The sequence below is a fragment of the Ensifer sp. Root558 genome, assembly GCF_001427045.1.
Lineage (GTDB): Bacteria > Pseudomonadota > Alphaproteobacteria > Rhizobiales > Rhizobiaceae > Ensifer > Ensifer adhaerens.
On record NZ_LMGC01000012.1, the window covers coordinates 216,615 to 235,248 of the forward strand.

The 18,634-nt window shown below is 63.3% G+C and carries 25 protein-coding genes; 6 read left to right on the forward strand and 19 right to left on the reverse strand.

What is annotated here, in order from left to right; all coding sequences use genetic code 11:
• Nucleotides 1–42: 42 nt before the first annotated feature.
• From ASD63_RS14420 to ASD63_RS14430, 3 genes are all read right to left on the reverse strand, one after another.
• Nucleotides 43–1,296, reverse strand: a complete 1,254-nt coding sequence (locus ASD63_RS14420) for an aminopeptidase (RefSeq protein ID WP_034804607.1) — start codon at nt 1,294–1,296, stop codon at nt 43–45.
• 88 nt (nt 1,297–1,384) lie between these two features.
• Entirely contained in the window at nt 1,385–2,263 is an 879-nt protein-coding gene (locus tag ASD63_RS14425; protein ID WP_034805188.1) for an MBL fold metallo-hydrolase, read from the reverse strand.
• 93 nt (nt 2,264–2,356) lie between these two features.
• Nucleotides 2,357–3,028, reverse strand: coding sequence for a glutathione S-transferase family protein (locus ASD63_RS14430; RefSeq protein ID WP_234798718.1), 672 nt, complete (start codon nt 3,026–3,028; stop codon nt 2,357–2,359).
• An 84-nt stretch (nt 3,029–3,112) separates the two neighbouring features.
• Between ASD63_RS14430 and ASD63_RS14435 the strand changes: the two genes are divergently transcribed.
• Nucleotides 3,113–3,568, forward strand: coding sequence for a MarR family winged helix-turn-helix transcriptional regulator (locus ASD63_RS14435; protein WP_234798719.1), 456 nt, complete (start codon nt 3,113–3,115; stop codon nt 3,566–3,568).
• A 281-nt stretch (nt 3,569–3,849) separates the two neighbouring features.
• On the opposite strand, the gene ASD63_RS14440 is transcribed toward ASD63_RS14435, so the two are convergent.
• From ASD63_RS14440 to tatA, 5 genes are all read right to left on the reverse strand, one after another.
• Nucleotides 3,850–4,437 (reverse strand): dual specificity protein phosphatase family protein, encoded by a 588-nt coding sequence (locus tag ASD63_RS14440; RefSeq protein ID WP_051659676.1) that lies wholly within the window; start codon nt 4,435–4,437, stop codon nt 3,850–3,852.
• A gap of 109 nt (nt 4,438–4,546) precedes the next feature.
• Nucleotides 4,547–5,020, reverse strand: a complete 474-nt coding sequence (gene ybaK / locus ASD63_RS14445; RefSeq protein ID WP_034804568.1) for a Cys-tRNA(Pro) deacylase — start codon at nt 5,018–5,020, stop codon at nt 4,547–4,549.
• 21 nt (nt 5,021–5,041) lie between these two features.
• Complete coding sequence (locus tag ASD63_RS14450; RefSeq protein WP_034804565.1) at nt 5,042–5,395, reverse strand: ArsC family reductase; 354 nt, start codon at nt 5,393–5,395, stop codon at nt 5,042–5,044.
• Nucleotides 5,396–5,516: 121 nt separating this feature from the next.
• Nucleotides 5,517–6,149, reverse strand: coding sequence for a YitT family protein (locus tag ASD63_RS14455; RefSeq protein WP_034804562.1), 633 nt, complete (start codon nt 6,147–6,149; stop codon nt 5,517–5,519).
• An 8-nt stretch (nt 6,150–6,157) separates the two neighbouring features.
• Nucleotides 6,158–7,327 carry a tyrosine aminotransferase gene (gene tatA, locus ASD63_RS14460; protein ID WP_034804559.1) on the reverse strand — a complete coding sequence of 390 codons (1,170 nt, stop codon included), beginning with the start codon at nt 7,325–7,327 and terminating at the stop codon, nt 6,158–6,160.
• A 15-nt stretch (nt 7,328–7,342) separates the two neighbouring features.
• Here tatA and ASD63_RS35470 point away from each other — a divergent pair, with 15 nt between their 5' ends.
• Together ASD63_RS35470 and ASD63_RS14465 are read left to right on the forward strand one after the other, a co-directional pair.
• Nucleotides 7,343–7,540: a hypothetical protein gene (locus tag ASD63_RS35470; protein WP_143106249.1), complete on the forward strand. Its 198-nt coding sequence runs from the start codon at nt 7,343–7,345 to the stop codon at nt 7,538–7,540.
• A 25-nt stretch (nt 7,541–7,565) separates the two neighbouring features.
• Nucleotides 7,566–8,042 (forward strand): Lrp/AsnC family transcriptional regulator, encoded by a 477-nt coding sequence (locus ASD63_RS14465; protein WP_034804555.1) that lies wholly within the window; start codon nt 7,566–7,568, stop codon nt 8,040–8,042.
• A gap of 28 nt (nt 8,043–8,070) precedes the next feature.
• On the opposite strand, the gene ASD63_RS14470 is transcribed toward ASD63_RS14465, so the two are convergent.
• Nucleotides 8,071–9,129, reverse strand: coding sequence for a succinylglutamate desuccinylase/aspartoacylase family protein (locus ASD63_RS14470; protein WP_034804552.1), 1,059 nt, complete (start codon nt 9,127–9,129; stop codon nt 8,071–8,073).
• A gap of 171 nt (nt 9,130–9,300) precedes the next feature.
• Between ASD63_RS14470 and ASD63_RS14475 the strand changes: the two genes are divergently transcribed.
• A complete protein-coding gene (locus ASD63_RS14475) occupies nt 9,301–9,927 on the forward strand; it encodes a glutathione S-transferase family protein (RefSeq protein ID WP_034804548.1) in 627 nt (208 codons plus the stop codon).
• Nucleotides 9,928–9,993: 66 nt separating this feature from the next.
• On the opposite strand, the gene ASD63_RS14480 is transcribed toward ASD63_RS14475, so the two are convergent.
• From ASD63_RS14480 to ASD63_RS14505, 6 genes are all read right to left on the reverse strand, one after another.
• Nucleotides 9,994–10,566 carry a hypothetical protein gene (locus ASD63_RS14480; RefSeq protein ID WP_034804545.1) on the reverse strand — a complete coding sequence of 191 codons (573 nt, stop codon included), beginning with the start codon at nt 10,564–10,566 and terminating at the stop codon, nt 9,994–9,996.
• A 132-nt stretch (nt 10,567–10,698) separates the two neighbouring features.
• Nucleotides 10,699–11,112: a GFA family protein gene (locus ASD63_RS14485; protein ID WP_034804542.1), complete on the reverse strand. Its 414-nt coding sequence runs from the start codon at nt 11,110–11,112 to the stop codon at nt 10,699–10,701.
• Between the two features lie 117 nt (nt 11,113–11,229).
• Entirely contained in the window at nt 11,230–11,697 is a 468-nt protein-coding gene (locus ASD63_RS14490; RefSeq protein WP_034804539.1) for an SRPBCC domain-containing protein, read from the reverse strand.
• Nucleotides 11,694–12,023, reverse strand: a complete 330-nt coding sequence (locus ASD63_RS14495) for a metalloregulator ArsR/SmtB family transcription factor (protein WP_034805182.1) — start codon at nt 12,021–12,023, stop codon at nt 11,694–11,696. Before ASD63_RS14495 ends, ASD63_RS14490 begins: the two co-directional genes overlap by 4 nt.
• Before the next feature lie 124 nt (nt 12,024–12,147).
• Nucleotides 12,148–12,882: an SDR family oxidoreductase gene (locus ASD63_RS14500; protein WP_034804536.1), complete on the reverse strand. Its 735-nt coding sequence runs from the start codon at nt 12,880–12,882 to the stop codon at nt 12,148–12,150.
• A gap of 265 nt (nt 12,883–13,147) precedes the next feature.
• Entirely contained in the window at nt 13,148–13,906 is a 759-nt protein-coding gene (locus tag ASD63_RS14505) for an alpha/beta hydrolase (protein WP_034804533.1), read from the reverse strand.
• A 148-nt stretch (nt 13,907–14,054) separates the two neighbouring features.
• Here ASD63_RS14505 and ASD63_RS14510 point away from each other — a divergent pair, with 148 nt between their 5' ends.
• Complete coding sequence (locus tag ASD63_RS14510) at nt 14,055–14,501, forward strand: MarR family transcriptional regulator (RefSeq protein WP_034804530.1); 447 nt, start codon at nt 14,055–14,057, stop codon at nt 14,499–14,501.
• Nucleotides 14,502–14,602: 101 nt separating this feature from the next.
• Here the strand turns inward: ASD63_RS14510 and guaA are convergent, their stop codons facing one another.
• The 4 genes from guaA to ASD63_RS14530 all read right to left on the reverse strand — a co-directional run bounded on the left by guaA (nt 14,603) and on the right by ASD63_RS14530 (nt 17,989).
• A complete protein-coding gene (guaA, locus tag ASD63_RS14515) occupies nt 14,603–16,165 on the reverse strand; it encodes a glutamine-hydrolyzing GMP synthase (RefSeq protein ID WP_034804526.1) in 1,563 nt (520 codons plus the stop codon).
• Nucleotides 16,166–16,372: 207 nt separating this feature from the next.
• Nucleotides 16,373–17,011 carry a 5'-methylthioadenosine/S-adenosylhomocysteine nucleosidase gene (locus ASD63_RS14520; protein WP_034804523.1) on the reverse strand — a complete coding sequence of 213 codons (639 nt, stop codon included), beginning with the start codon at nt 17,009–17,011 and terminating at the stop codon, nt 16,373–16,375.
• Entirely contained in the window at nt 17,008–17,460 is a 453-nt protein-coding gene (locus ASD63_RS14525; protein WP_034805179.1) for a PaaI family thioesterase, read from the reverse strand. Before ASD63_RS14525 ends, ASD63_RS14520 begins: the two co-directional genes overlap by 4 nt.
• 76 nt (nt 17,461–17,536) lie before the next feature.
• Nucleotides 17,537–17,989, reverse strand: a complete 453-nt coding sequence (locus ASD63_RS14530) for a TspO/MBR family protein (RefSeq protein ID WP_034804520.1) — start codon at nt 17,987–17,989, stop codon at nt 17,537–17,539.
• An 84-nt stretch (nt 17,990–18,073) separates the two neighbouring features.
• Here ASD63_RS14530 and ASD63_RS14535 point away from each other — a divergent pair, with 84 nt between their 5' ends.
• Nucleotides 18,074–18,628, forward strand: a complete 555-nt coding sequence (locus ASD63_RS14535) for a GNAT family N-acetyltransferase (protein WP_034804517.1) — start codon at nt 18,074–18,076, stop codon at nt 18,626–18,628.
• Nucleotides 18,629–18,634: the final 6 nt, after the last annotated feature.

Sequence of the window (18,634 nt, forward strand, 5' to 3'; positions counted from 1 at the left end):
CACAAGCCTTTCAGGTCGGACGAGACCGGGGAGGGGCCGTGATCAGGCCCATTCACCCTTTCGCATGACCGGAACGCGGCTACCATCGGCGCGCACGCCGTCGATGTCGACCTGGCCCGAACCGATCATCCAGTCGATGTGGATCAGGCTGGAATTGCCGCCCTGGGCGCGGATCTGTTCCGGCGTCAGCTTGGTGTCGTCGACGAAGCAGCCGGAATAGCACTGGCCGAGCGCGATGTGGCACGAGGCGTTTTCGTCAAACAGCGTGTTGTAGAACAGGATGCCGCTTGCCGAGATCGGCGAGGAATGCGGCACCAGAGCCACTTCGCCGAGCCGGCGCGCGCCCTCGTCGGTGTCGAGCACCTTGTTCAGTACTTCCTCGCCGCGCGATGCCTTGGCTTCGACGATCCGGCCGCCCTCGAAACGCACCTGGATGTTGTCGATCAGCGTGCCCTGGTGCGACAGCGGCTTGGTCGAGGAGACATGGCCTTCGACGCGCAGCGCATGCGGCGTCGTGAACACTTCCTCGGTCGGGATGTTCGGGTTGCAGGTGACGCCGTTCTTGGCCTCCGATGCGCCGCCGCACCAGAGATGGCCATCGGCAAGCCCGACGGTCAGATCGGTGCCCGGGCCGGTAAAGTGCAACGCGGCAAAGCGCTCGCCGTTCAGCCAGGCCGAGCGCCGGGCGAGGTTGGCGTTGTGCTCCTTCCAGGCGGCCACCGGATCGGCGACATCGACGCGCGAGGCGGCGAAGATGGCGTTGGCGAGCTTCTCGACGGCAACCTCTTCCGGGTCGTTCGGGAAGACGAGCTTCGCCCAGGACGGGTTCGGGTAGGAAACGATGTTCCAGTTGATGTCGAAGTTCGAGATCTTTTCGAGCGCCGGCTTATAGGCAATGGAATTTGCCTTGTTGGCCCGCGCCACCTTGGCCGGATCCTGCGCCGAAAGCATCATCGGGTTGTCGCCGGAGATCGCAAGCCGCGCTGCACCACCGGCGAAAGCTTCGGCCATGCCCTTGAACAGCCAGTCGCTTGCCCGGTCGAAGCTCTCGTCCGGTGCATAGGCATAACGCGAAAGCGTCGTGTCCTCGTCCGAATAGAGAGTCGTCACGAGGCCTGCACCGGCCTTGTAGGCGTGCTTGGTGATAAGGCGAACAAGCGGCATCGCCGCGACCGGCGCAGTCATGACAAGGTCCTGACCGCGCTGAAGCTGCAGGCCGACCTGGATCGCGACTTCCGCGAGCTTGTCGAGTTTCACCGGGTCGATCGGATCGGGCGTATTGGCGGGAAAGGTCATGATCTACCTGTCTTTCTGAAATCGGAAGAAGAAGACTTAGAGCGCTTTGCGGCGAAAATGAAGGCTGAGCCCGGGAGGTTTAGTGCAATCAGCGCGCGCCGAGCCCCGCACGCACCCGCTCGACATTGCTCCTGTGCACAGCCTCATAAGGCGCGAAATAGAGGATCGCGCCGGAGGCGATATCCTCGGCGGCGAATTCCTTGAGTGCGCCGATGGCAGCACCGGTCGCGATCGCGCGGGTCAGCCGCTCGAGATAGCCGCGATTGGCATCGATCAGTTTCGGTCCGTAGCCGCCGCTGGCGATGCGTTCGCGGTCGCCATGGGCGGGTAGAATCCGAGCAATCGGCCATTGCCGCAGGCGCTTGAGTTCCGCGATGTGCGTCGCCGTCTGATCAGCCTCGCTGATGAAGGTCGTCGTATCCTCGAGCGTATCGCCCGCCAGCAGCAACTTCTCCTCGGGCAGCCAGATCACGTTGCCGTCGGCGCTATGGATGGCGAAGTGATGCAGTTCGACCCGGCGTGCGCCGACGGTCAGTGCAAGCGTCTCGTCGAACAGGCGGTTCGGCATCACGAGGGGCTGGATCGGCGGCGTCGCCGTTTCGATCTTCTCGCGGTTTTCTTCAAGTTTCGCTGCCGTCAGCTTGAGGGCGATGATCTCGCAATCGGCAAAGACCGCATTTCCGGCCACATGGTCCTTATGCCAATGGCTGAGCACGACGCGGATCGCGGTGACGCCAAGGCTTTCGAGATGGTTGCGGATCGCCCGGGCGTGATCGAGCGAGATATGCGTGTCGTAGACCAGCGCTTGCGTGCCGTCGACGATGGCATAGGAGGCGACGCCGAGTTCGTAGGCGCCGTCATCGAGCCAGTTCGCCGCCTGCGAATAGAGCCGCACTCCGGCAACGCGCCCGTCATAGTAGGCATAGACGCCGGGATAGGGCTCAAGAACCGTAAGGGTCGAGATCATGTCGGTCACAAGGCGCTCCTCCAGCATGGCTTGCGCCCTGTCATAGAGCAGGCGCGCGCCAAACTGAAGGACGGCGTGATCTCGCGCTCTTCGCTATGCCTGTCCGGCGCGCAGCAGGTAGGCGTCGTGCTCCCTGAGGAAGGTCATCAGCCGCTCACCGTAATCCGGCGTCACGGCCGCCTTGACGCTCGGCCGCTCGGCGAGCGCCTTGCGCCAGGCGCCGACACGATCGAGTCCGTCGAAAATGCCGTGATCTGCAAGCGTGTCGAAGAGATCGAAGTAACGGAAGATCGGTGCGAAGACCGCATCGACGAGCGAAAATTGTGTACCGGCAAAGTAGGGACCTTCGCCAAGTGCCGCTTCCATGGTCACAAGTTTGCCGGCCACCGCCTGGCGTTTCTGTTCGTAGGTTTCCCGGTCCTGAGCAGTCTCGAAGCCCCAGAGATCCGAAAGGATCGACGAGCCGAATTCCATCCAGCCGCGATGACGGGCGCGCTCCAGCGCATCTTCGGGGTGAAGCTTCGGGCCGGCTTGGCTTTCCTCGACATATTCGGCGATGACGGAGCTTTCAAACAGTACCTTTTCGCCGCTCTGCTGCGGCACCTGCAACAGCGGCACCTTGCCGAGCGGCGAGATTTTCAGGAACCAGTAGGGCTTGGCCTTGAGGTCGATATAGGTCCGCTCGAAGCGAACGCCTTTTTCGTCGAGCGCGATCGAGGCACGCTGCACATAGGGGCAGAGATGGTGGCTGACGAGGGTAAGCATGGCAATCTCCCGGTTGAGGTAAAGTAGATGCATATGCATGTATGTGGGCTTGCTTCGACTTTCAAGATGGATGTAATTGCATCTATGAGCAAAGAGACGAAAATCGACGAGAAGGGCCCTGGCCCCGAAACGACCGCGGCCTGGATCGGCCTGATGCGCGCACGGGAATGCGTGCTTGCTCGGATCGAGGCCGATTTCAAGGGGGCCAGCCTGCCACCGCTTGGCTGGTACGACGTGTTGTGGGAACTGGTTCAGGCCGAAGACGGCCGGCTGCGGCCCTTCGAGATCGAGGCGCGCACCTTGCTCGCGCAGTATAACTTGTCGCGCCTGATCGATCGCCTGGTCAAAGAGGGGTTGGTCCGTCGCGAAGCCTTCGACGCCGACGGTCGCGGCCAATGGGTTGTCGTCACCGAGGCCGGAAGGGCGCTGCGCGTGCGCATGTGGCAGACTTATGGGCCTTCGATAGAGGCCCATGTCGGCGCCCGGCTGACAGAAGCGGAGGCGCGGCAGCTCGCGGGGCTGCTGGCGAAGCTCAGGTAGAGCACGTCAGTTCTCAAACAGGGTACCGGCGAACGATCGGATAGCGCCTTCCAGGCAAGTTACCCCTCACCTTAGCGCTCTTCCTGCAGGGGGGAGAGGGGGCGTGCTGGCGTGCTGTTCGTAGCGCCGCCGACCGGAGCCGTCACAGGAGAGGGAGGTCGTCGTTGCTGAGACGAACGGGACCATGCGTCTCCTTCGCCCCGCTCGCGGGGAGAAGGTGGCCGGCAGGCCGGATGAGGGACCCCGACGGAACGAGCGTCAATCTAGGACGCCGTCGTCGCCTAGCTGCTCAGCCCGAACGACTTCTCCAGCGCTTCCCAGGTCTCGTCCATGGCGAAGGTGCCGGAGAGATAGGGAATGGCCACGTGTCCATAGAGCGGCGAAAGCTGCCACTCGGCCGTTTCCTCGTCGACCCCTGCGATCTGCTGCAGGTAGATCGTCGAGACGAGGCCGGTGCGGTCGGCGCCGGCCTTGCAGTGGATCAGAAGCGGCTTTGGCGCGTCCCTGAGGATCGCCATCAGCGCGTCGGTTTCCTTGCGGTCGATCTCGGCCGAAGCGGACATGGGGAAGTTGATGAGCCGGATACCGTTGCGCTCGGCGGCGGCAACCTCATCGCGATACCAGCGCTCGTCCGGCTTTTCGCCGCGCAGGTTGAGAATGGTGCGGATGCCGTAGGCCTTGGAATAGGCGGCGATCGCCTCCGGCGTCGGCTGTGCCGAACGGTAGACCTCACCGGCCACGAGCGTATGGAAATTGCCGGTCCACTGAAGACCGACGAGGTAGATGACCAGGGCCGCGACGAGCGCAGCCGTGCCGACGGCGAGGCGCTTCAAAAGACGCTTCGCGCTGGGAAATCTTGCAAATGCCATGTGAGAGACCCGACGCCGTTCGAAGGCGGGCGTGCATGCAAAAATTGCACATTTCGTCCCCGCATCAGCGGCTCGTATAAGGCATCTGTGATATTTTGATGGCAGCGCCTCAGGCGATGAGCGGTGCGGCGATCGCCTTTAGCGTGGCCTGGGCGTCGCGGGGTGCAAGCCGCACCTGCAGACCGCGCTGTCCGCCATTGATGTAGACCTGCACTTCGGCAAGTGCGGCCTCCTCGATTGCCGTCGGCACGTGTTTTTTCTGGCCGAACGGGCTGATGCCGCCGACATGGTAACCGGTCAGCCGCTCGGCATCCGCCGGCTTCATCATCGCCGCCGACTTGCCGCCGAAGGCGGCGGCGAGCTTCTTCATGCTGACCTCACGATCCGAGGGAACGACGCAGCAGACCGGCTTGCCGTCGACTTCAGCCATCAGCGTCTTCAGCACCCGGCTCGGATCCTCGCCGAGCGCCTCGGCCGCCTGCAGGCCGACGCGCTCCGCATTGGGATCATAGTCATAGGCATGCACGCTGAAGGTGACACCGGCCTTCGAAAGCATCTGCGTGGCGCGCGTGGTCTTCGACATCGTCGTCGCTCCAAATGGGGGTCAGGCTTTGGCGAGTACGGCCTCGTAGAGGTCCGGCTTGAAGCCGATCAGCAGATTGCCGTCCGCTTCGAGCACCGGACGCTTGATCATCGAGGGCTGGGCGAGCATCAGCGCAATCGCCTTCTGTTCGTCGAGGCCCTGCCTGTCGGCCTCGTCGAGCTTGCGGAAAGTCGTGCCGGCGCGGTTCAGCACCGTTTCCCATCCGGCCTCCTTGCACCAGCGCTCGAGATGCGGGCGGTCGATGGCCTCGGCCTTATAGTCGTGGAAGCGATAGGCGATGCCCCGGCCGTCGAGCCAGGTGCGGGCCTTCTTCATCGTGTCGCAGTTCTTGATGCCGTAAATCGTAACCGTCATTCCCATGCTCCAGCCGCAGCGAGCAATTCCGAACGGCCGCGCCGCTGGGAATCGCGCAATTTCAAAGCGTGGCAGGAGTGATAGCCGCCCGATGCGCGGGAGGGAAGACCGAGACCTTGCGTCAGGTCACGCCGGCGTAGCGTCCCGGCTTGTGATTGATCGCCAGCGTCATGTTGACGACAGCGGCCCCGATCACCGAGAGCACCAGGTTCGATGGCGGCAACACGAAGAAGGCGGCAGCCAGAATGGTGAGATCGACCGCCAGCTGGAAATAGCCGGCACGGACGCCGAACCTTTCCTGGAGATAGATCGCGACGATGTTGATGCCGCCAAGCCCGGTGCGATGGCGAAAGAGGATCAACAGGCCCATGCCCATCAGCCCGCCGCCGACAACCGCCGCATAGATCGGGTCAAGCCGGGCGATCTCCACCCAGCCGGCCGTCAGCCGAGAAAACAGCGAGACGAGGCTGACGGCGATGAAGGTGCGCAGTGCAAACATCCAGCCGAGCCGTTTGACCGCCAGGACGTAGAAGGGCAGGTTGACGAGCGAAAAGACCAGCCAGAACTCGGCGCCGGTCGCATATTGCAGAAGCAGTGCCAGGCCCGACGTGCTGCCCGTGAGCAGCATCGCCTTGCTGTAGATGATGATGCCGAGCGACATGATCAGCGTGCCCGTCAGGATCGCCAGCGCATCCTCGTAGAGGCGATGGCGTTCAGTCGGGGTTTCTGTCGCGTCGATGCTGTGCTCGGCCATCATGGTCCTCAGAGGTTCTTGAAGTTGGCGATGACGCCGTCGACTTCCGCCGTCTTCAGGCCGGCAATGTTGATGCGGCCGGAACCGGGCATGTAGATGCCGTGCTCGTTCCGAAGCCGCATGACGTCGGCCTCGGCAAGCGGAAGCAGCGAGAACATGCCTTCCTGGCTGGCGACGGCGCCGAGCGCCTGCCAGCGATCGCGCAAGCCTTCGGCGAGCGCGCGGCGGATGTTGGTGATGCGCAGCCGCATGGTTTCGAGTTCTGCTTGCCAGTCACGCTTGAGCTCGGCGTCGGAAAGGATCATCCGCACGATTGCAGCACCGTGATCCGGCGGCATCGAGTAGCTGGTGCGGGCAAGGCCGGCGAGGTTGGAGCGGACCGTATCGGCCGAAGACGAGGAGGCCGTCACCGCGAAGATCGCGCCGGCGCGCTCGCGATAGAGCCCGAAGGACTTGGAGCAGGAAACGGCAACCAGCGCTTCCGGAACGACGCCGATCAGGTGGCGGAGACCGGCGACATCCTCGTCGAGACCGCGGCCGAAGCCCTGGTAGGCAAGGTCGACGAGCGGCAGCAGGCCGCGCTCGGCGATGACGGCGGCAAGCTCCATCCACTGCGCTTGCGTGATGACGCCGCCCGTCGGGTTGTGGCAGCTCGCATGCAGCAGCACGGCGTCGCCGGCGGCAGCGCTCTGGAGCGCCGTTATCATGGTGTCGAAGAGCACGGTTTGCGTCGGCACGTCGAAGAACGGGTAACCGGCGGGCTCAAGGCCAGCGGTCTTGAAGATGCTGGCATGGTTTGGCCAGCTCGGCAGCCCGATCCAGATGCGCTTGCCGCCCATCTGGTGGATAAGGTCGGCCGCGAGCCGGAGAGCGCCGGAACCGCCCGGCGTCTGCACGCCGGCGATATGGCTGCGATCGATGGTATCGCCACCGACCAGCGTCCAGAGATGATCGATAAAGACGAGATCGCCCTCGGGGCCGACATAGGACTTGCTGTCCTGCGTTTCGAGCAGGCGCTTCTCCGCTGCCTTGACGGCGCGAAAGATCGGGGTGTGGCCGGTTTCGTCGCGGTAGACGCCGACGCCGAGATCGACCTTTCCGGGGCGCTCGTCCTTGCGGTAAAGCCCGATCAGGGCCAGCAACGGATCATCGGGTTGGCGGGTCAGAGCGTCGAACATGCCGGAAATTCCCCCTTGAGTGGCAGCGATGCGTTATCGGTCGAGAAAGCCTGCCGGCCGCCGTTCCTCCGGCTGCCCTGCGGCTTTCTTCTTAAGTCAGCGCAAGCGCAAAATCGATGCGATATTTGCCACAGAGACAATATCGACAGCGTGCTATTTGCGCAAAATTCTGCAATTCATTTGCTGATTTGCGTGCTGCGGCATATTTCCTGAAGCCGAAATCGAAGCGTTGGGGGCGATGATGGTCGAGAAGATGGCGGTGGAACTGGATCAGATCGACCGGCGGATCATCCGCCTTCTGGTGGAGGATGCATCGCTCAGCAACAACGCGCTGGCGGCGAGAGTCGGGCTCTCGCCGGCGCCGTTGTCGCGCCGCCTTGCCCGGCTCTATGCGGCCGGCGTCATCCGCCAGACGGTGGTCGTCGATCCGAAGGCAGCCGGCATCGGCTTCCAGGCCTTCGTCGAGGTGACGCTGGAGCGCACCGCAAGCAAGGTCGGCCAGCGCTTCATCGAGCTGGTGTCGCGCATGCCGGAGGTGGTGGAATGCCACACGGTCGCCGGCGATTTCGATTTTCTTCTGAAGATCGCGGTGCGCGACGTCGCGGATTACAAACGCCTGCTCTGGAGCGAATTCGAGCAGATCGCCGAGATCAAGACGTTGCGCTCGACCATTCTGCTCGACAGCCCAAAGATGACGGCCGCCACGGGGGCGTGACGGCCGCTTGAACATTCAATCCCAAGTCCTAGGCTTCGAGCGACCCGGGTTTGCGCCCGGCGCTCGACGGCGCAGCGCAGGCGATCTTCATCAAGTCCGAGCGCCGGCGTGCAAGGCGGGTCGAGACGCGGGTGACAATCAGCCCGTCCTGCGGCGCGCGCACCTCGAGGGCGCCGTCCGCCTGGCCGGGGCGCGTAAGGATCGTTGCGAGCAGATCGCCCGCCTTCACGCTCTCGCCGATATCCCGGTGGAACAGGATGGCGCCGGCCTCAGGGGCCCGGATCATCTCGATGTTGTCGAGCGGTGCGATGATGCCAGCGAAGGGTGCAATTGTTTCTTCGTCACCGGTAATGACGCCGCGGGCGACGAGGAAGCGGAAGACCCCTACGGCATCCTTGCGAGCAAGCTCCGGATAGACGTCGCGCGTGCCGCGAAGCTCGACCGTCACCGAGAGGCGTCCCGGCAGGCGTGTCTTCTTCTGCCCGGTTTCGTATTTCCAGGCATAGGCGACAGCCTCCTCGAAGGCGGAGCTTTCGCCGTCCGAAAGGAAGACCGCCTCCATATCGAGCGCCGAGGCGAGGTCGCCCGCTTCCGGCCAGAAGGCGTCGTCGATATAGGCGTATTGCAGCGCCTCGTCGTCGCAATGAAGATCGAGCATCAGGTCGGCGCCGAGCGCCATATGCAGCAGCTGCCGTTTCAGCCGATCCGTCGCCGAGTAGCGGTCGAGATCGTCGATCAGCCGGTCACGGTCGCCAAGCGTGATCAGCGGAAAATCACGGTTGAAGTTCGTGCGTGAGCCGAGGTCGAAGCGGCCCTGCAACTCGCCGAAATGCGACTGCGCGGTGCCGATCGGATTTGCCTGGGGCACGACGGTGATGTCGCCGAGGATGGCGCCGTCTTTCTCCGCCTGCTGCAGCCGCTGCAGCAGGAAATGGGCAAGTGCGGTGCCCGGCAGTTCGTTGGCGTGCAGCGCCGCCTGGATGTAGGTCTTCGGTGCAGCGGCCGTTCTGCCCTTGAAACGGAAAACCGGCAGGCGCCATTCGATACCGGGCGTATCGCCGGCGATGATGATTTCGGAAACGTCCATGGGCTCCTCCCGTATCGTTCGTTGGTCGCGCTTATCGGCATTCCCAAGGCGCTCCGCAAGTCGCTAAGAACTAGGGTGCGGTTTCGGGTTGCGCCGACGTCGCTCTGGCTTTGACATGATCGGCAGGCCTATTGTTCCGTGAAGCATCCAGCACAGGTGGGAGACAGCAAGATGATCCTGATCGGCCAATATGACTCCCCCTTCGTGCGACGCGTGGGCATCGCGCTCAGCCTTTACGACATCCCGTTCGAACACCGTCCCTGGTCGTCCTTCGGCAATGCCGACGAGCTTCGGGCCTACAATCCGCTGACGCGCGTGCCGACGCTGGTGCTGGACGATGGGACGGTGCTTACCGACAGCCATATCATTCTCGATTATCTCGACAGTCTCGTTTCCGACGACCGGGTCCTGTTCCCGCGAACGGAACCGGCGCGCCACCGGGTGCTGAGAATCGCGACGCTTGCCACGGGCCTCGGCGACAAGGCCGTCAGCCTGTTCTACGAGAAGCGGTTGCACGGGGCGGTCTCGGCACTCTGGGTCGACCGCTGCCGCCGCCAGATCGAAGAGACGCTTCAAGTGCTCGAAACGAGCCGCGCGCAAAGCACGGGCGCCTATTGGTTCGGCGAGCGCATCGGCCATGTGGATATCGCCGTTGCGGCCGTGTTGCGCTTCCTCAAGGAGGTGCATCCCGATCTGGTCGCGATGGGGCGCTATCCGCGTCTGCAGGCGCATGCGGACATGCTTGAAGCGCTTCCGGTGTTCCAGACGATCAGCCAGCCCTTCATTCCGCCCGCGTAAGGGGGGCTCCCCGTCGGAGCCGGGCTGGCACATCACCAAGGTGTACGGCTACCTTCCGCCTGGACTTCAGCGCGACGGCAATAGCGGCCAGCGGGCGAGGATCTTCGTAGAGCCCGCCCCCTGGCGGGCATGGATCAGAACGAGTTCGCGCGCCACCCAGGAGACCGGTTCGGAAACGCGGAGATCCGGCGCGACCCGATCGTTCCGGTAGAGCGTCATATGGGGGATTGCCATGAGCGGGCGTTTGAGCGCCTCGATCTGCCGGACCAGCGCGCTGAAGCCCGGCGCGGCGTCGCGCGTCGTCAGGGCGCGCGGCCGGTCGCGGCCATTGCCGTTGCTGACCAACCTGTCGAGGCGGATCTCGACCGCTGGCACGTCGACGCGGTCACCCTGCCGCAGCGCATCCGCAACCGCGAAGTCGGGCAAGCCGCGGCCCTGCCAACGCTTGTCGACAGAGACGTGCAGGCGATCGGGCCGATAGATGAAGCCATCCGCCATCTGGTCGGCGAAATCCCTTTCGGCAATCGCCAGTGCCTTCGTGGCAGCCGGCTCGTCCGGAAGCAGCGCGAAGTAGAGGATGTCGATTGCCGGCGCTGGCTGGGGACAGCCGAGATCGAATGCGAATTGGTTCGACGACATGGTACCCTCCGCCGCCCGGGTCGCGCGCCACGACATGTGGTCTCGACCGGAGATGGGGATGCCGGCTGACAATGCCAAGGACATCCGGCGGGGAATGGAAGACTTCACCCGTTGGCTGACGCTGTTGTTTCGCTACTCCGTCGGCATCCGGCCAAATTTCTGCAAATTCGGATCGAGGCGGTCCCAGGCAAGGCCGCGCACGGCGTAGGTCACCGCTTGCGGTCTGTAACGGCTGGGATCGTCGAGGCTTGCAGCGCGAACGCTGAAGAACTCCGGCATGGCTGAGAAGGTCATGTAGACCGGAGAGCCGCAGCTGGGGCAGAAGCCGCGCGTCTTCACATGGCCGCTGTCGGCGACCATGTCCCAATGCGAGGCCTGACCTTCGAGCTTCACGCCCTCGCGGCGGAACGTCATATGCGATCCGTGCCCGGTCCCGCTTTCGTGCTGGCAATCACGGCACTGGCAGTCGTTGGAGAAGACCGGTTCTCCTGAGATCTCGTAGCGGATCGCGCCGCAGGCGCATCCGCCGATATAGGACTTGCTCATACATTCGCTCCAGTCTCGGGCACGGCAAAGCCTTTCGCGTGGCTGCGAGGGCGACGCCGACCAATCACTTTGCCTGTTTCGGGGGGGCCGGATCGCTATGGCGACCCGGCCTGGGCTTCAATGCTGTTCGTCGGTAATGGTGCCGAGCCGCGACAGGACCTTCGGCCAGCCATTGCTCATGTTGGCATAGGCGCTGTCGTTCTTCGGCGTGACGAAGCCGGAATGAACGAGCCGGAGGCGGGTGCCGTTGTCGACCTTCGTCAGCGTCCAGGTGACGACCGTATCGAGACGCGAGCCATAGCCGCTGTTGCCTTCGTCGCCACCTTTCCAGGAGTAGACGAAACGCTCATGCGGGCGCACCTCCAGCACCTGGCAACGGATGGTCCCGTCCCATGCGCCGGCGGGCGTCGTCCGGAAGGTGAAATGGGTGCCTTCCACCGGTTGGAAGCCGGTCGGCGGCATGATCCATCGGCCCATCAATTCGCCGTTGGTCAGTGTCCTCCAGATCGTCTCGGGCGTATGCGGAAAGACCTCGTCGACGACGATATCCTGGGTCTCGAGTTTCAAGGCTGCTGCGTCGGTCATGGATCGATCTCCTTGAGAAGGGTGCGCAGATTGGCGAAGCGGTCACGCCAGAAGGTGCCGTAGTGGCTCATCCAGTCGACGAGCGGCGCCAGGCCCTCGGGCTCGGCGCGGTAATAGACGTTGCGGCCCTCCGGACGCTCGGCGACGAGACCCGCCTGTTTCAGCGACTTGAGGTGCTGCGAAACCGCGCCCTGCGTCACGCCGCTGCCGCGCGTCAGTTCAACGACGGTGATCTCGTCGGCATTGGCGATGCGCTCGAACACGGCGCGCCTGGTCGGATCGGCAAGGGCGCGCATGACGGCGGTGATGGGAGCGGTTTCGATCATCATGGATAAATAAATAGCGGATACTAATTGATTAGTCAACGCTATTGATTTGAATGCTGCTGCAGAACGAAAAGGCACGCTCGAGGCGTGCCTTCAGTCGCTTTGATCCCCGGAGCACATTGCCTCAATGCGGGCTCGCCGTCGGGCGCACGATGATCTCGCTGACGTCGACATCGTCGGGCTGTCCGATGGCGTAGGCGATCGACGACGCGATGGCGTCAGGACTGATGCAGACGGCCCGCCATTCCTTCATGGTTTCTCGTGCGGTCAAATCGCTGATCGTATAGGCGAGTTCGGAGGTCGTCGTTCCGGGCGAGATGACGGTAACGCGGATGCGGTCGGTCTCCTGCCTCAGGCCGTCCGAGATCGCCCGGACGGCGAACTTGGTGGCGCAATAGACGGCGGCCGTCGGCGACACGGAATGGCCGCCGATCGAGGAGATGTTGATGATCTGCCCGTCCCCTTGCGCGCTCATGATCGGCAGGGCCGCGGCGATACCGTAGAGCACACCCTTGATGTTCACGTCGACCATGCGGTCCCACTCGTCGACCTTGAGCGCTGCCAGCGGCGACAGCGGCATCACGCCGGCATTGTTGACGATGACATCGAGGCGGCCGAATTCGGCCTGGGCAAAGCGGGCGAAGGCGGCGACGTCGCCGCGGTCGGTAACGTCGAGCACGCGAAAGCGGACCTCGCCGCCGGCGCCGGCGATTTCGCCGGCGATGCGTTCCAGCCGGTCGGACCGGCGTGCGCCAATCACGACCTTGGCTCCGGCAGCCGCCAGCAGCTTCGCAGCGGCTTCGCCGATGCCGCTGCTTGCGCCGGTCACGGCCACGACTTTTCCGTGAACATTTTCCATGGATATGCCCTTTCGAAAGGTGCGTTTCTGTTTGAGTCCGGCTCGGGCGTTGGGCCTGAGCGCCGGTGAGACAGAAGATAGAAAGGGCGACCCGTTCGATCGAGGTGCCGATCGAGCATGGGGCGGTCAGAAATTCTAACCAAAGATCTGGCGGCAACAGGGCCGGCAATGGCGTCCACCAGGATCTTCCGGATTGTCTTCGGGACAAGCAAAAGGGCGACGCGTCGCGCTTCGCCCTTTTGCCTTCGTTGCCGGTTGATATCGCTTATTCGCTCGCCTGCGCTGCCTGCTCGATCAGCTTGGCGACCGCTTCCGGCTTCGAGACGTAGATGGCGTGGCTGCCGGATGTTTCGACCACGGTGGAGCCCGCGCGTTTTGCCATCTGGCGCTGGGCGGCCGGCGGGATCATGTGGTCGTCGGTCGCGACCAGATAGAAGCTCGGCTTCTCCTTCCAGGCCGGAGCGGTGACGGCGCCGGCTGCCGCTTCGACGCCCCACGGGACCTGGGAGTCGGCCATGAAGGCGGCAATCTCAGGATCGACATCGGCCGCGAAGGCGGCGGCGAACTTTTCCTTGTCGAGCGAGAGGAAACCATCGACCGGCGGCAGGATCGGCGGAACGGGCGCGCCGGCCGGCGGGTTGGCGATGAGCGAGGAAACGGACTCGCCCTTATCCGGCGCGAAGGCGGCGATGTAGACGACAGACTTCACCTTCTCATCGGTGCCGGCTTCCGAAACGACCACGCCGCCATAGGAGTGGCCGACGAGCACGATCGGGCCGTCCTGAGCGGCGATCGCACGCTTGGTGGCCGCGACGTCGCCGGCAAGCGTCAGGGTCGGGTTCTGTACGATGGTGACGTTGTAGCCGTCCTTCTTCAGGATGTTGTAGACGCCCTGCCAGCCGGAGCCGTCGGCAAAGGCGCCGTGAACGAGCACGACATTCTTGGTGGCGGGGGCGGCCTGGGCCGGCGTCAGCGCGCTTGCGGAGAGGGCGAAAGCGGCGGCGGTGATGAGGGACTTGAGCATTTCGGGTCTCCTTCGTTGAGTTGTTTTGCGCGATATTCATTATCGCGATAACAATCATATACGGCGACTCCGATTTCTTGTAAAGATATTAATTATCGCGATATCTATTTTCGCGGCAGAAGCCGCAAAGCGCCACAAGGAGGTTGGAATGCCTGACGAACCGACAACGCTGCCGCTCGACAGCCAGCTCTGTTTTTCGATCTACTCGGCGTCGATCGCCATCAACCGCGTCTACAAGCCGATGCTCGATGCGCTCGGTGTGACCTACACGCAGTATCTCGTCCTGAGCACGCTTTGGGAGAGGGATGGGTTGACGATCTCGGCGATTGCCGATCGGCTGGGTCTGGAATCGAGCACGATCACGCCGGCTGTGAAGCGGCTCGAAGCTGCCGGCTTCCTGGGGCGGCATCGCAGCGTCACCGACGAGCGGCAGGTCGAGGTCCACCTCACCGCGAAAGGGCGCGGCCTCCACGTGAAGACCGGCTGCCTGACCGATGCGCTTCTGGAAAACTCCGGCTTCACGGTGCCGGAAATGATCGATTTGAACGAGCGGGTGCGGAAACTCCGCGATGGCATGCGCGACGCGGTGAAGTAGCGCTGCACCCGGGCCGCGACTGTGCCGGGAAGCAAAAAGGGCGCGCCGAAGCACGCCCTTTAACATTTTTTATCACCGACGCAGCAGATGCGTCCGCGCGTTTATTCCCACTCGATCGTGCCCGGCGGCTTCGAGGTGACGTCGTAGACGACGCGGTTGATGCCGCGGACCTCGTTGATGATACGCGTCGCCGCGCGGCCGAGGAATTCCATGTCGTAGTGGTAGAAGTCCGCCGTCATGCCGTCGACCGAGGTGACGGCGCGAAGTGCACAGACGAACTCGTAGGTGCGGCCATCGCCCATGACGCCGACGGTCTGCACCGGCAGAAGCACAGCGAAAGCCTGCCAGATGGCGTCATAGAGGCCGGCCTTGCGGATTTCGTCGAGATAGATCGCATCCGCTTCGCGCAGGATCTCGAGCTTCTCGCGGGTGATGCCGCCCGGGCAACGGATGGCAAGGCCCGGACCCGGGAAGGGGTGGCGGCCGATGAAGCTGTCGGGCAAGCCGAGTTCGCGGCCGAGCACGCGCACTTCGTCCTTGAAGAGTTCGCGCAGCGGCTCGACGAGCTGCATGTTCATGCGCTCCGGCAGGCCGCCGACATTGTGGTGCGACTTGATGGTCACCGACGGGCCGCCGGTAAACGAGACGCTTTCGATCACGTCGGGATAGAGCGTCCCTTGGGCGAGGAAGTCCGCACCGCCGAGCTTCTTTGCCTCTTCCTCGAACACCTCGATGAACAGGCGGCCGATGATCTTGCGCTTGGTTTCCGGATCGCTCTGGCCTTCCAACTCGCCGATGAACCGGTCGGAAGCGTCGACGTGCAGGAGGTGGAGGTTGTAGTGCTCCTCGAACATCGCAACGACGTTCTTCGCCTCGTCCTTGCGCATCAGGCCGTGGTCGACGAGGATGCAGGTGAGCTGGTCGCCAACGGCTTCATGGATCAGCAGTGCCGCAACCGAGCTGTCGACGCCGCCCGAGAGCGCGCAGATCACCTTCTTGTCACCGACTTGACGGCGGATCGCCTCGACCGCCTTGGCACGATAGGCCGACATCGACCAGTCGCCCTTGATGCCGGCGATCTTGTGCACGAAGTTGGAAATCAGCTTGGCGCCATCGGGCGTGTGCACGACTTCCGGATGGAACTGCACGGCGTAGTACTTGCGCTTCTCGTCGGCGATGAAGGCGAAGGGGGCGTTGGCGGAGGTCGCGACGACCTCGAAGCCTTCGGGGATCGCGGTGACGCGGTCGCCATGCGACATCCAGACCTGGTGGCGCGAGCCGAGGGACCAGAGACCGTCGAACAGCGCGCATTCCTTTTCGACTTCCAGGAAGGCGCGGCCGAATTCACGGTGATGGCCGCTCTCGACCTTGCCGCCGAGCTGGGCGCAGATGGTTTGCTGGCCATAGCAGATGCCGAACACCGGCAGGCCGGAATCGAAGATCACCGAGGGCGCACGCGGCGAGCCGATATCGAGCGTCGAGGCCGGGCTGCCGGAAAGGATGACGGCCTTCGGCTTCAGCCGCTGAAAACCTTCTTCGGCCGACTGGAACGGCACGATTTCGCAATAGACACCGGATTCGCGCACGCGCCGGGCGATGAGCTGCGTCACCTGGCTGCCGAAGTCGACGATGAGAACGGTGTCGGGATGGGCTGTCTGGGTCATTGGGTGCCTTCAAACAAGCTTGATCATGGCGAGCCTTTAATGAAAGCCCGCCATCGACGCAACGATTCAATTGCACCCGGACAATTCCGGGGTTTTGGAGCGGGATGAGGAAAAGTGCGTGCGGTTTTCCGCCCGCATCCCGCTCTGACTTGTGAGCATCGATCACGTTTATGGCTTTGGGTCGACCAGACCCGAAGCCATCGGGGTCTAGAGCGGGATCACGCCGCTCGAAACCGCATTCTCCAACCGGTCGATCACGCTTGCAAGCTTCTCGTCGATGACGTGAAGATACTCCGTCCAGTCGTTGACGTGCTTCAGTTCGGCCTTGCCGTCGGAAATGCCGCGAAGCGCAATCAAAGGAATGCCGAAGGACTGGCAGGCGCGCAGCACCGCGAAGGTCTCCATCTCGACCATGTCGGCGTCGATCGTCTCATAGGCAGCGCCCGAGACGATGTTGGCGCCGGTCGAAAGCCGCGCTTCCGGAACGCCGGGGATGCGTAGCGGCAGCGGCACCACGGCCGGAAGGTCGAGAAACGGCGTTGCGCCCTTCTCGAAGCCGAGCGGCGAGGCATCCATGTCGCGGTAGCCGACGGAAACCGCCTGGTAAACTTCGGTCTGTTCGAGCGTGGCGGCACCCGCCGAGCCGAGCGAAACGACGAGATCGGGCAGGGCCCGCTCGGCGGTGAGTTCGGCAAGCGTGCGCGTCAACACGACGGCCGCCTCGACCGGCCCGACGCCGGTCATCAGCGGCTTGATCCGGCCTTTCAGGTGCGGACCGTACTCGGCATCCACGGCCATGACGTAGAGCACCTTGTGTCCGGCAACGTCCTTGACGGCAAAACTCATCCTTCGATCCCTTCGCGTCCGCGCACAACCATCATCGTTCCGGTCATCGAGGCGATCAGCTTTGCCGGTCCGTCGGAGCGGATCGCATAGCCGCGACCGTCGGAAACGATGATCGTCGATCCGGGCTTTGTCACCTCGCCGCGGAAGAGGAAGCGTTCGCCGCGCCCGGGCGAAAGCAGGTTGACCTTGAACTCGATCGTCAGGATCGAGGCATCCGGGTCGATCACCGAATAGGCCGCATAGGTGCCGGCTGAATCGAGCGCCGCGGAGATCACGCCGGCATGCAGGAAGCCGTGCTGCTGCGTCAGCTTGTCGTCGAAGGGCAGCTCGATTTCGACCGTGCCTTGCTCGACAAGTGTCAGTTCGGCTCCGATCGTGCGCATTGCCGCCTGCCGCGCGAAGCTCTCGCGAATGCGCTTCCGGAAATCGGGGGGATCACGGTCGTCCATCAGTCCATGGGCCTTTGTGTCGGGCGGCATCATTATGACCGCGGGACAGTGGCACGGTCGTGAAGGTCGGACAAGTTCAATTCATGAGCAAAATCGCGCTGTTGAGCGCCGTCGCAAACGCAACCCAGGCGAGATAGGGAAGGAACAGCAGGGCTGAAATGCGATCCCGTTGCCAACTTGCGACGACGAAGCCGGCAACCGCGATCACGAGCGCGATGATCACGATCAGCGCCGACGCTATATCCTGCATGCCAAAGAACAGTGGCGACCAGAGGAAGTTGAGGATCATCTGCGCCAGCCACAGGCGCATGGCGGCGCTGCGCCGATGATCGAGAAACATGCGGGCGCCGACAACGCCGATCATCACGTAGAGGATCGACCAGACCGGCGCGAAGATCCAGTCCGGTGGATTGAAGGCTGGCTTTGCCAGCGACCGGTACCATTCGCCGGGGATGTTGTTGGTGCCGATGAGAAGGCCGAGGCCGAGAACGGCGGCGATGAAGACTACGTATAAGATGGTTCTGTTCATGATCTCGCCAGATAGAACAGACTTTCCGTCTTTCCAGCGGGGCCGCCGTTTTGAAGCCATCATGCACCACCTATATGAGCTGCCATGAAGACCTTCCGACGTATCGACATCCGGCCGGCCGGCCCGGATGACATCATGATGATCGCCTCCGTTATCGTCGAAACCTGGCGATCGACCTTCCGCGGGCTGATTTCCGATGCCTTTCTCGACGCCATGAGCATCGAGGAACAGGCGTTGCGCCACGCAAGACGCATGCGCATCGCCGACGTCTTCCATCTGGTTGCGGTTGACGTGAGCACGAACAAGGTGATCGGCTTTGCCAATTACGGCAAGGCGCGCTCGATGCCGCCGCGGTTCGACCGCGAGCTCTATGCGCTTTACATCCTGAAAGAGTTCCAGGGCGCGGGCATCGGCTCGGCACTGGTGCGCAGCGTCGCCGGTCACTGCCGGGAGCTTGGCGGCAAGTCGCTCTTTGCCTGGGTGCTTTCCAGCAACCCGAATCGGGGCTTCTACGAGCATCTCGGCGCCATTGCCGTTGGCCAGGGCCAGGTGAGCCTCGGCGGCGAAAACCACGACCAGACCGCCTATCGTTGGAACGATCTGGCAAAACTCTCCGGCGACGGCCGTTTTTCGGCCTGAGATCGT

Bases quoted from the DNA above. Each gene is read 5' to 3' on its own strand.
- ASD63_RS14425 (WP_034805188.1), bottom strand. From the start codon at position 2,263: ATGATCTCGACCCTTACGGTTCTTGAGCCCTATCCCGGCGTCTATGCC.
- ASD63_RS14475 (WP_034804548.1), top strand. From the start codon at position 9,301: ATGATCCTGATCGGCCAATATGACTCCCCCTTCGTGCGACGCGTGGGC.
- ASD63_RS14520 (WP_034804523.1), bottom strand. From the start codon at position 17,011: ATGAGTTTTGCCGTCAAGGACGTTGCCGGACACAAGGTGCTCTACGTC.
- ybaK (WP_034804568.1), bottom strand. From the start codon at position 5,020: ATGTCGAAGACCACGCGCGCCACGCAGATGCTTTCGAAGGCCGGTGTC.
- ASD63_RS14465 (WP_034804555.1), top strand. From the start codon at position 7,566: ATGATGGTCGAGAAGATGGCGGTGGAACTGGATCAGATCGACCGGCGG.
- ASD63_RS14480 (WP_034804545.1), bottom strand. From the start codon at position 10,566: ATGTCGTCGAACCAATTCGCATTCGATCTCGGCTGTCCCCAGCCAGCG.
- ASD63_RS14435 (WP_234798719.1), top strand. From the start codon at position 3,113: ATGAGCAAAGAGACGAAAATCGACGAGAAGGGCCCTGGCCCCGAAACG.
- ASD63_RS14485 (WP_034804542.1), bottom strand. From the start codon at position 11,112: ATGAGCAAGTCCTATATCGGCGGATGCGCCTGCGGCGCGATCCGCTAC.
- ASD63_RS14500 (WP_034804536.1), bottom strand. From the start codon at position 12,882: ATGGAAAATGTTCACGGAAAAGTCGTGGCCGTGACCGGCGCAAGCAGC.
- ASD63_RS14420 (WP_034804607.1), bottom strand. From the start codon at position 1,296: ATGACCTTTCCCGCCAATACGCCCGATCCGATCGACCCGGTGAAACTC.
- ASD63_RS14455 (WP_034804562.1), bottom strand. From the start codon at position 6,149: ATGGCCGAGCACAGCATCGACGCGACAGAAACCCCGACTGAACGCCAT.
- ASD63_RS14530 (WP_034804520.1), bottom strand. From the start codon at position 17,989: ATGAACAGAACCATCTTATACGTAGTCTTCATCGCCGCCGTTCTCGGC.
- ASD63_RS14440 (WP_051659676.1), bottom strand. From the start codon at position 4,437: ATGGCATTTGCAAGATTTCCCAGCGCGAAGCGTCTTTTGAAGCGCCTC.
- ASD63_RS14470 (WP_034804552.1), bottom strand. From the start codon at position 9,129: ATGGACGTTTCCGAAATCATCATCGCCGGCGATACGCCCGGTATCGAA.
- ASD63_RS14505 (WP_034804533.1), bottom strand. From the start codon at position 13,906: ATGCTCAAGTCCCTCATCACCGCCGCCGCTTTCGCCCTCTCCGCAAGC.
- ASD63_RS14510 (WP_034804530.1), top strand. From the start codon at position 14,055: ATGCCTGACGAACCGACAACGCTGCCGCTCGACAGCCAGCTCTGTTTT.
- ASD63_RS14430 (WP_234798718.1), bottom strand. From the start codon at position 3,028: ATGCTTACCCTCGTCAGCCACCATCTCTGCCCCTATGTGCAGCGTGCC.
- ASD63_RS14525 (WP_034805179.1), bottom strand. From the start codon at position 17,460: ATGGACGACCGTGATCCCCCCGATTTCCGGAAGCGCATTCGCGAGAGC.
- ASD63_RS14535 (WP_034804517.1), top strand. From the start codon at position 18,074: ATGAAGACCTTCCGACGTATCGACATCCGGCCGGCCGGCCCGGATGAC.
- tatA (WP_034804559.1), bottom strand. From the start codon at position 7,327: ATGTTCGACGCTCTGACCCGCCAACCCGATGATCCGTTGCTGGCCCTG.
- ASD63_RS14490 (WP_034804539.1), bottom strand. From the start codon at position 11,697: ATGACCGACGCAGCAGCCTTGAAACTCGAGACCCAGGATATCGTCGTC.
- guaA (WP_034804526.1), bottom strand. From the start codon at position 16,165: ATGACCCAGACAGCCCATCCCGACACCGTTCTCATCGTCGACTTCGGC.
- ASD63_RS14450 (WP_034804565.1), bottom strand. From the start codon at position 5,395: ATGACGGTTACGATTTACGGCATCAAGAACTGCGACACGATGAAGAAG.
- ASD63_RS14495 (WP_034805182.1), bottom strand. From the start codon at position 12,023: ATGATCGAAACCGCTCCCATCACCGCCGTCATGCGCGCCCTTGCCGAT.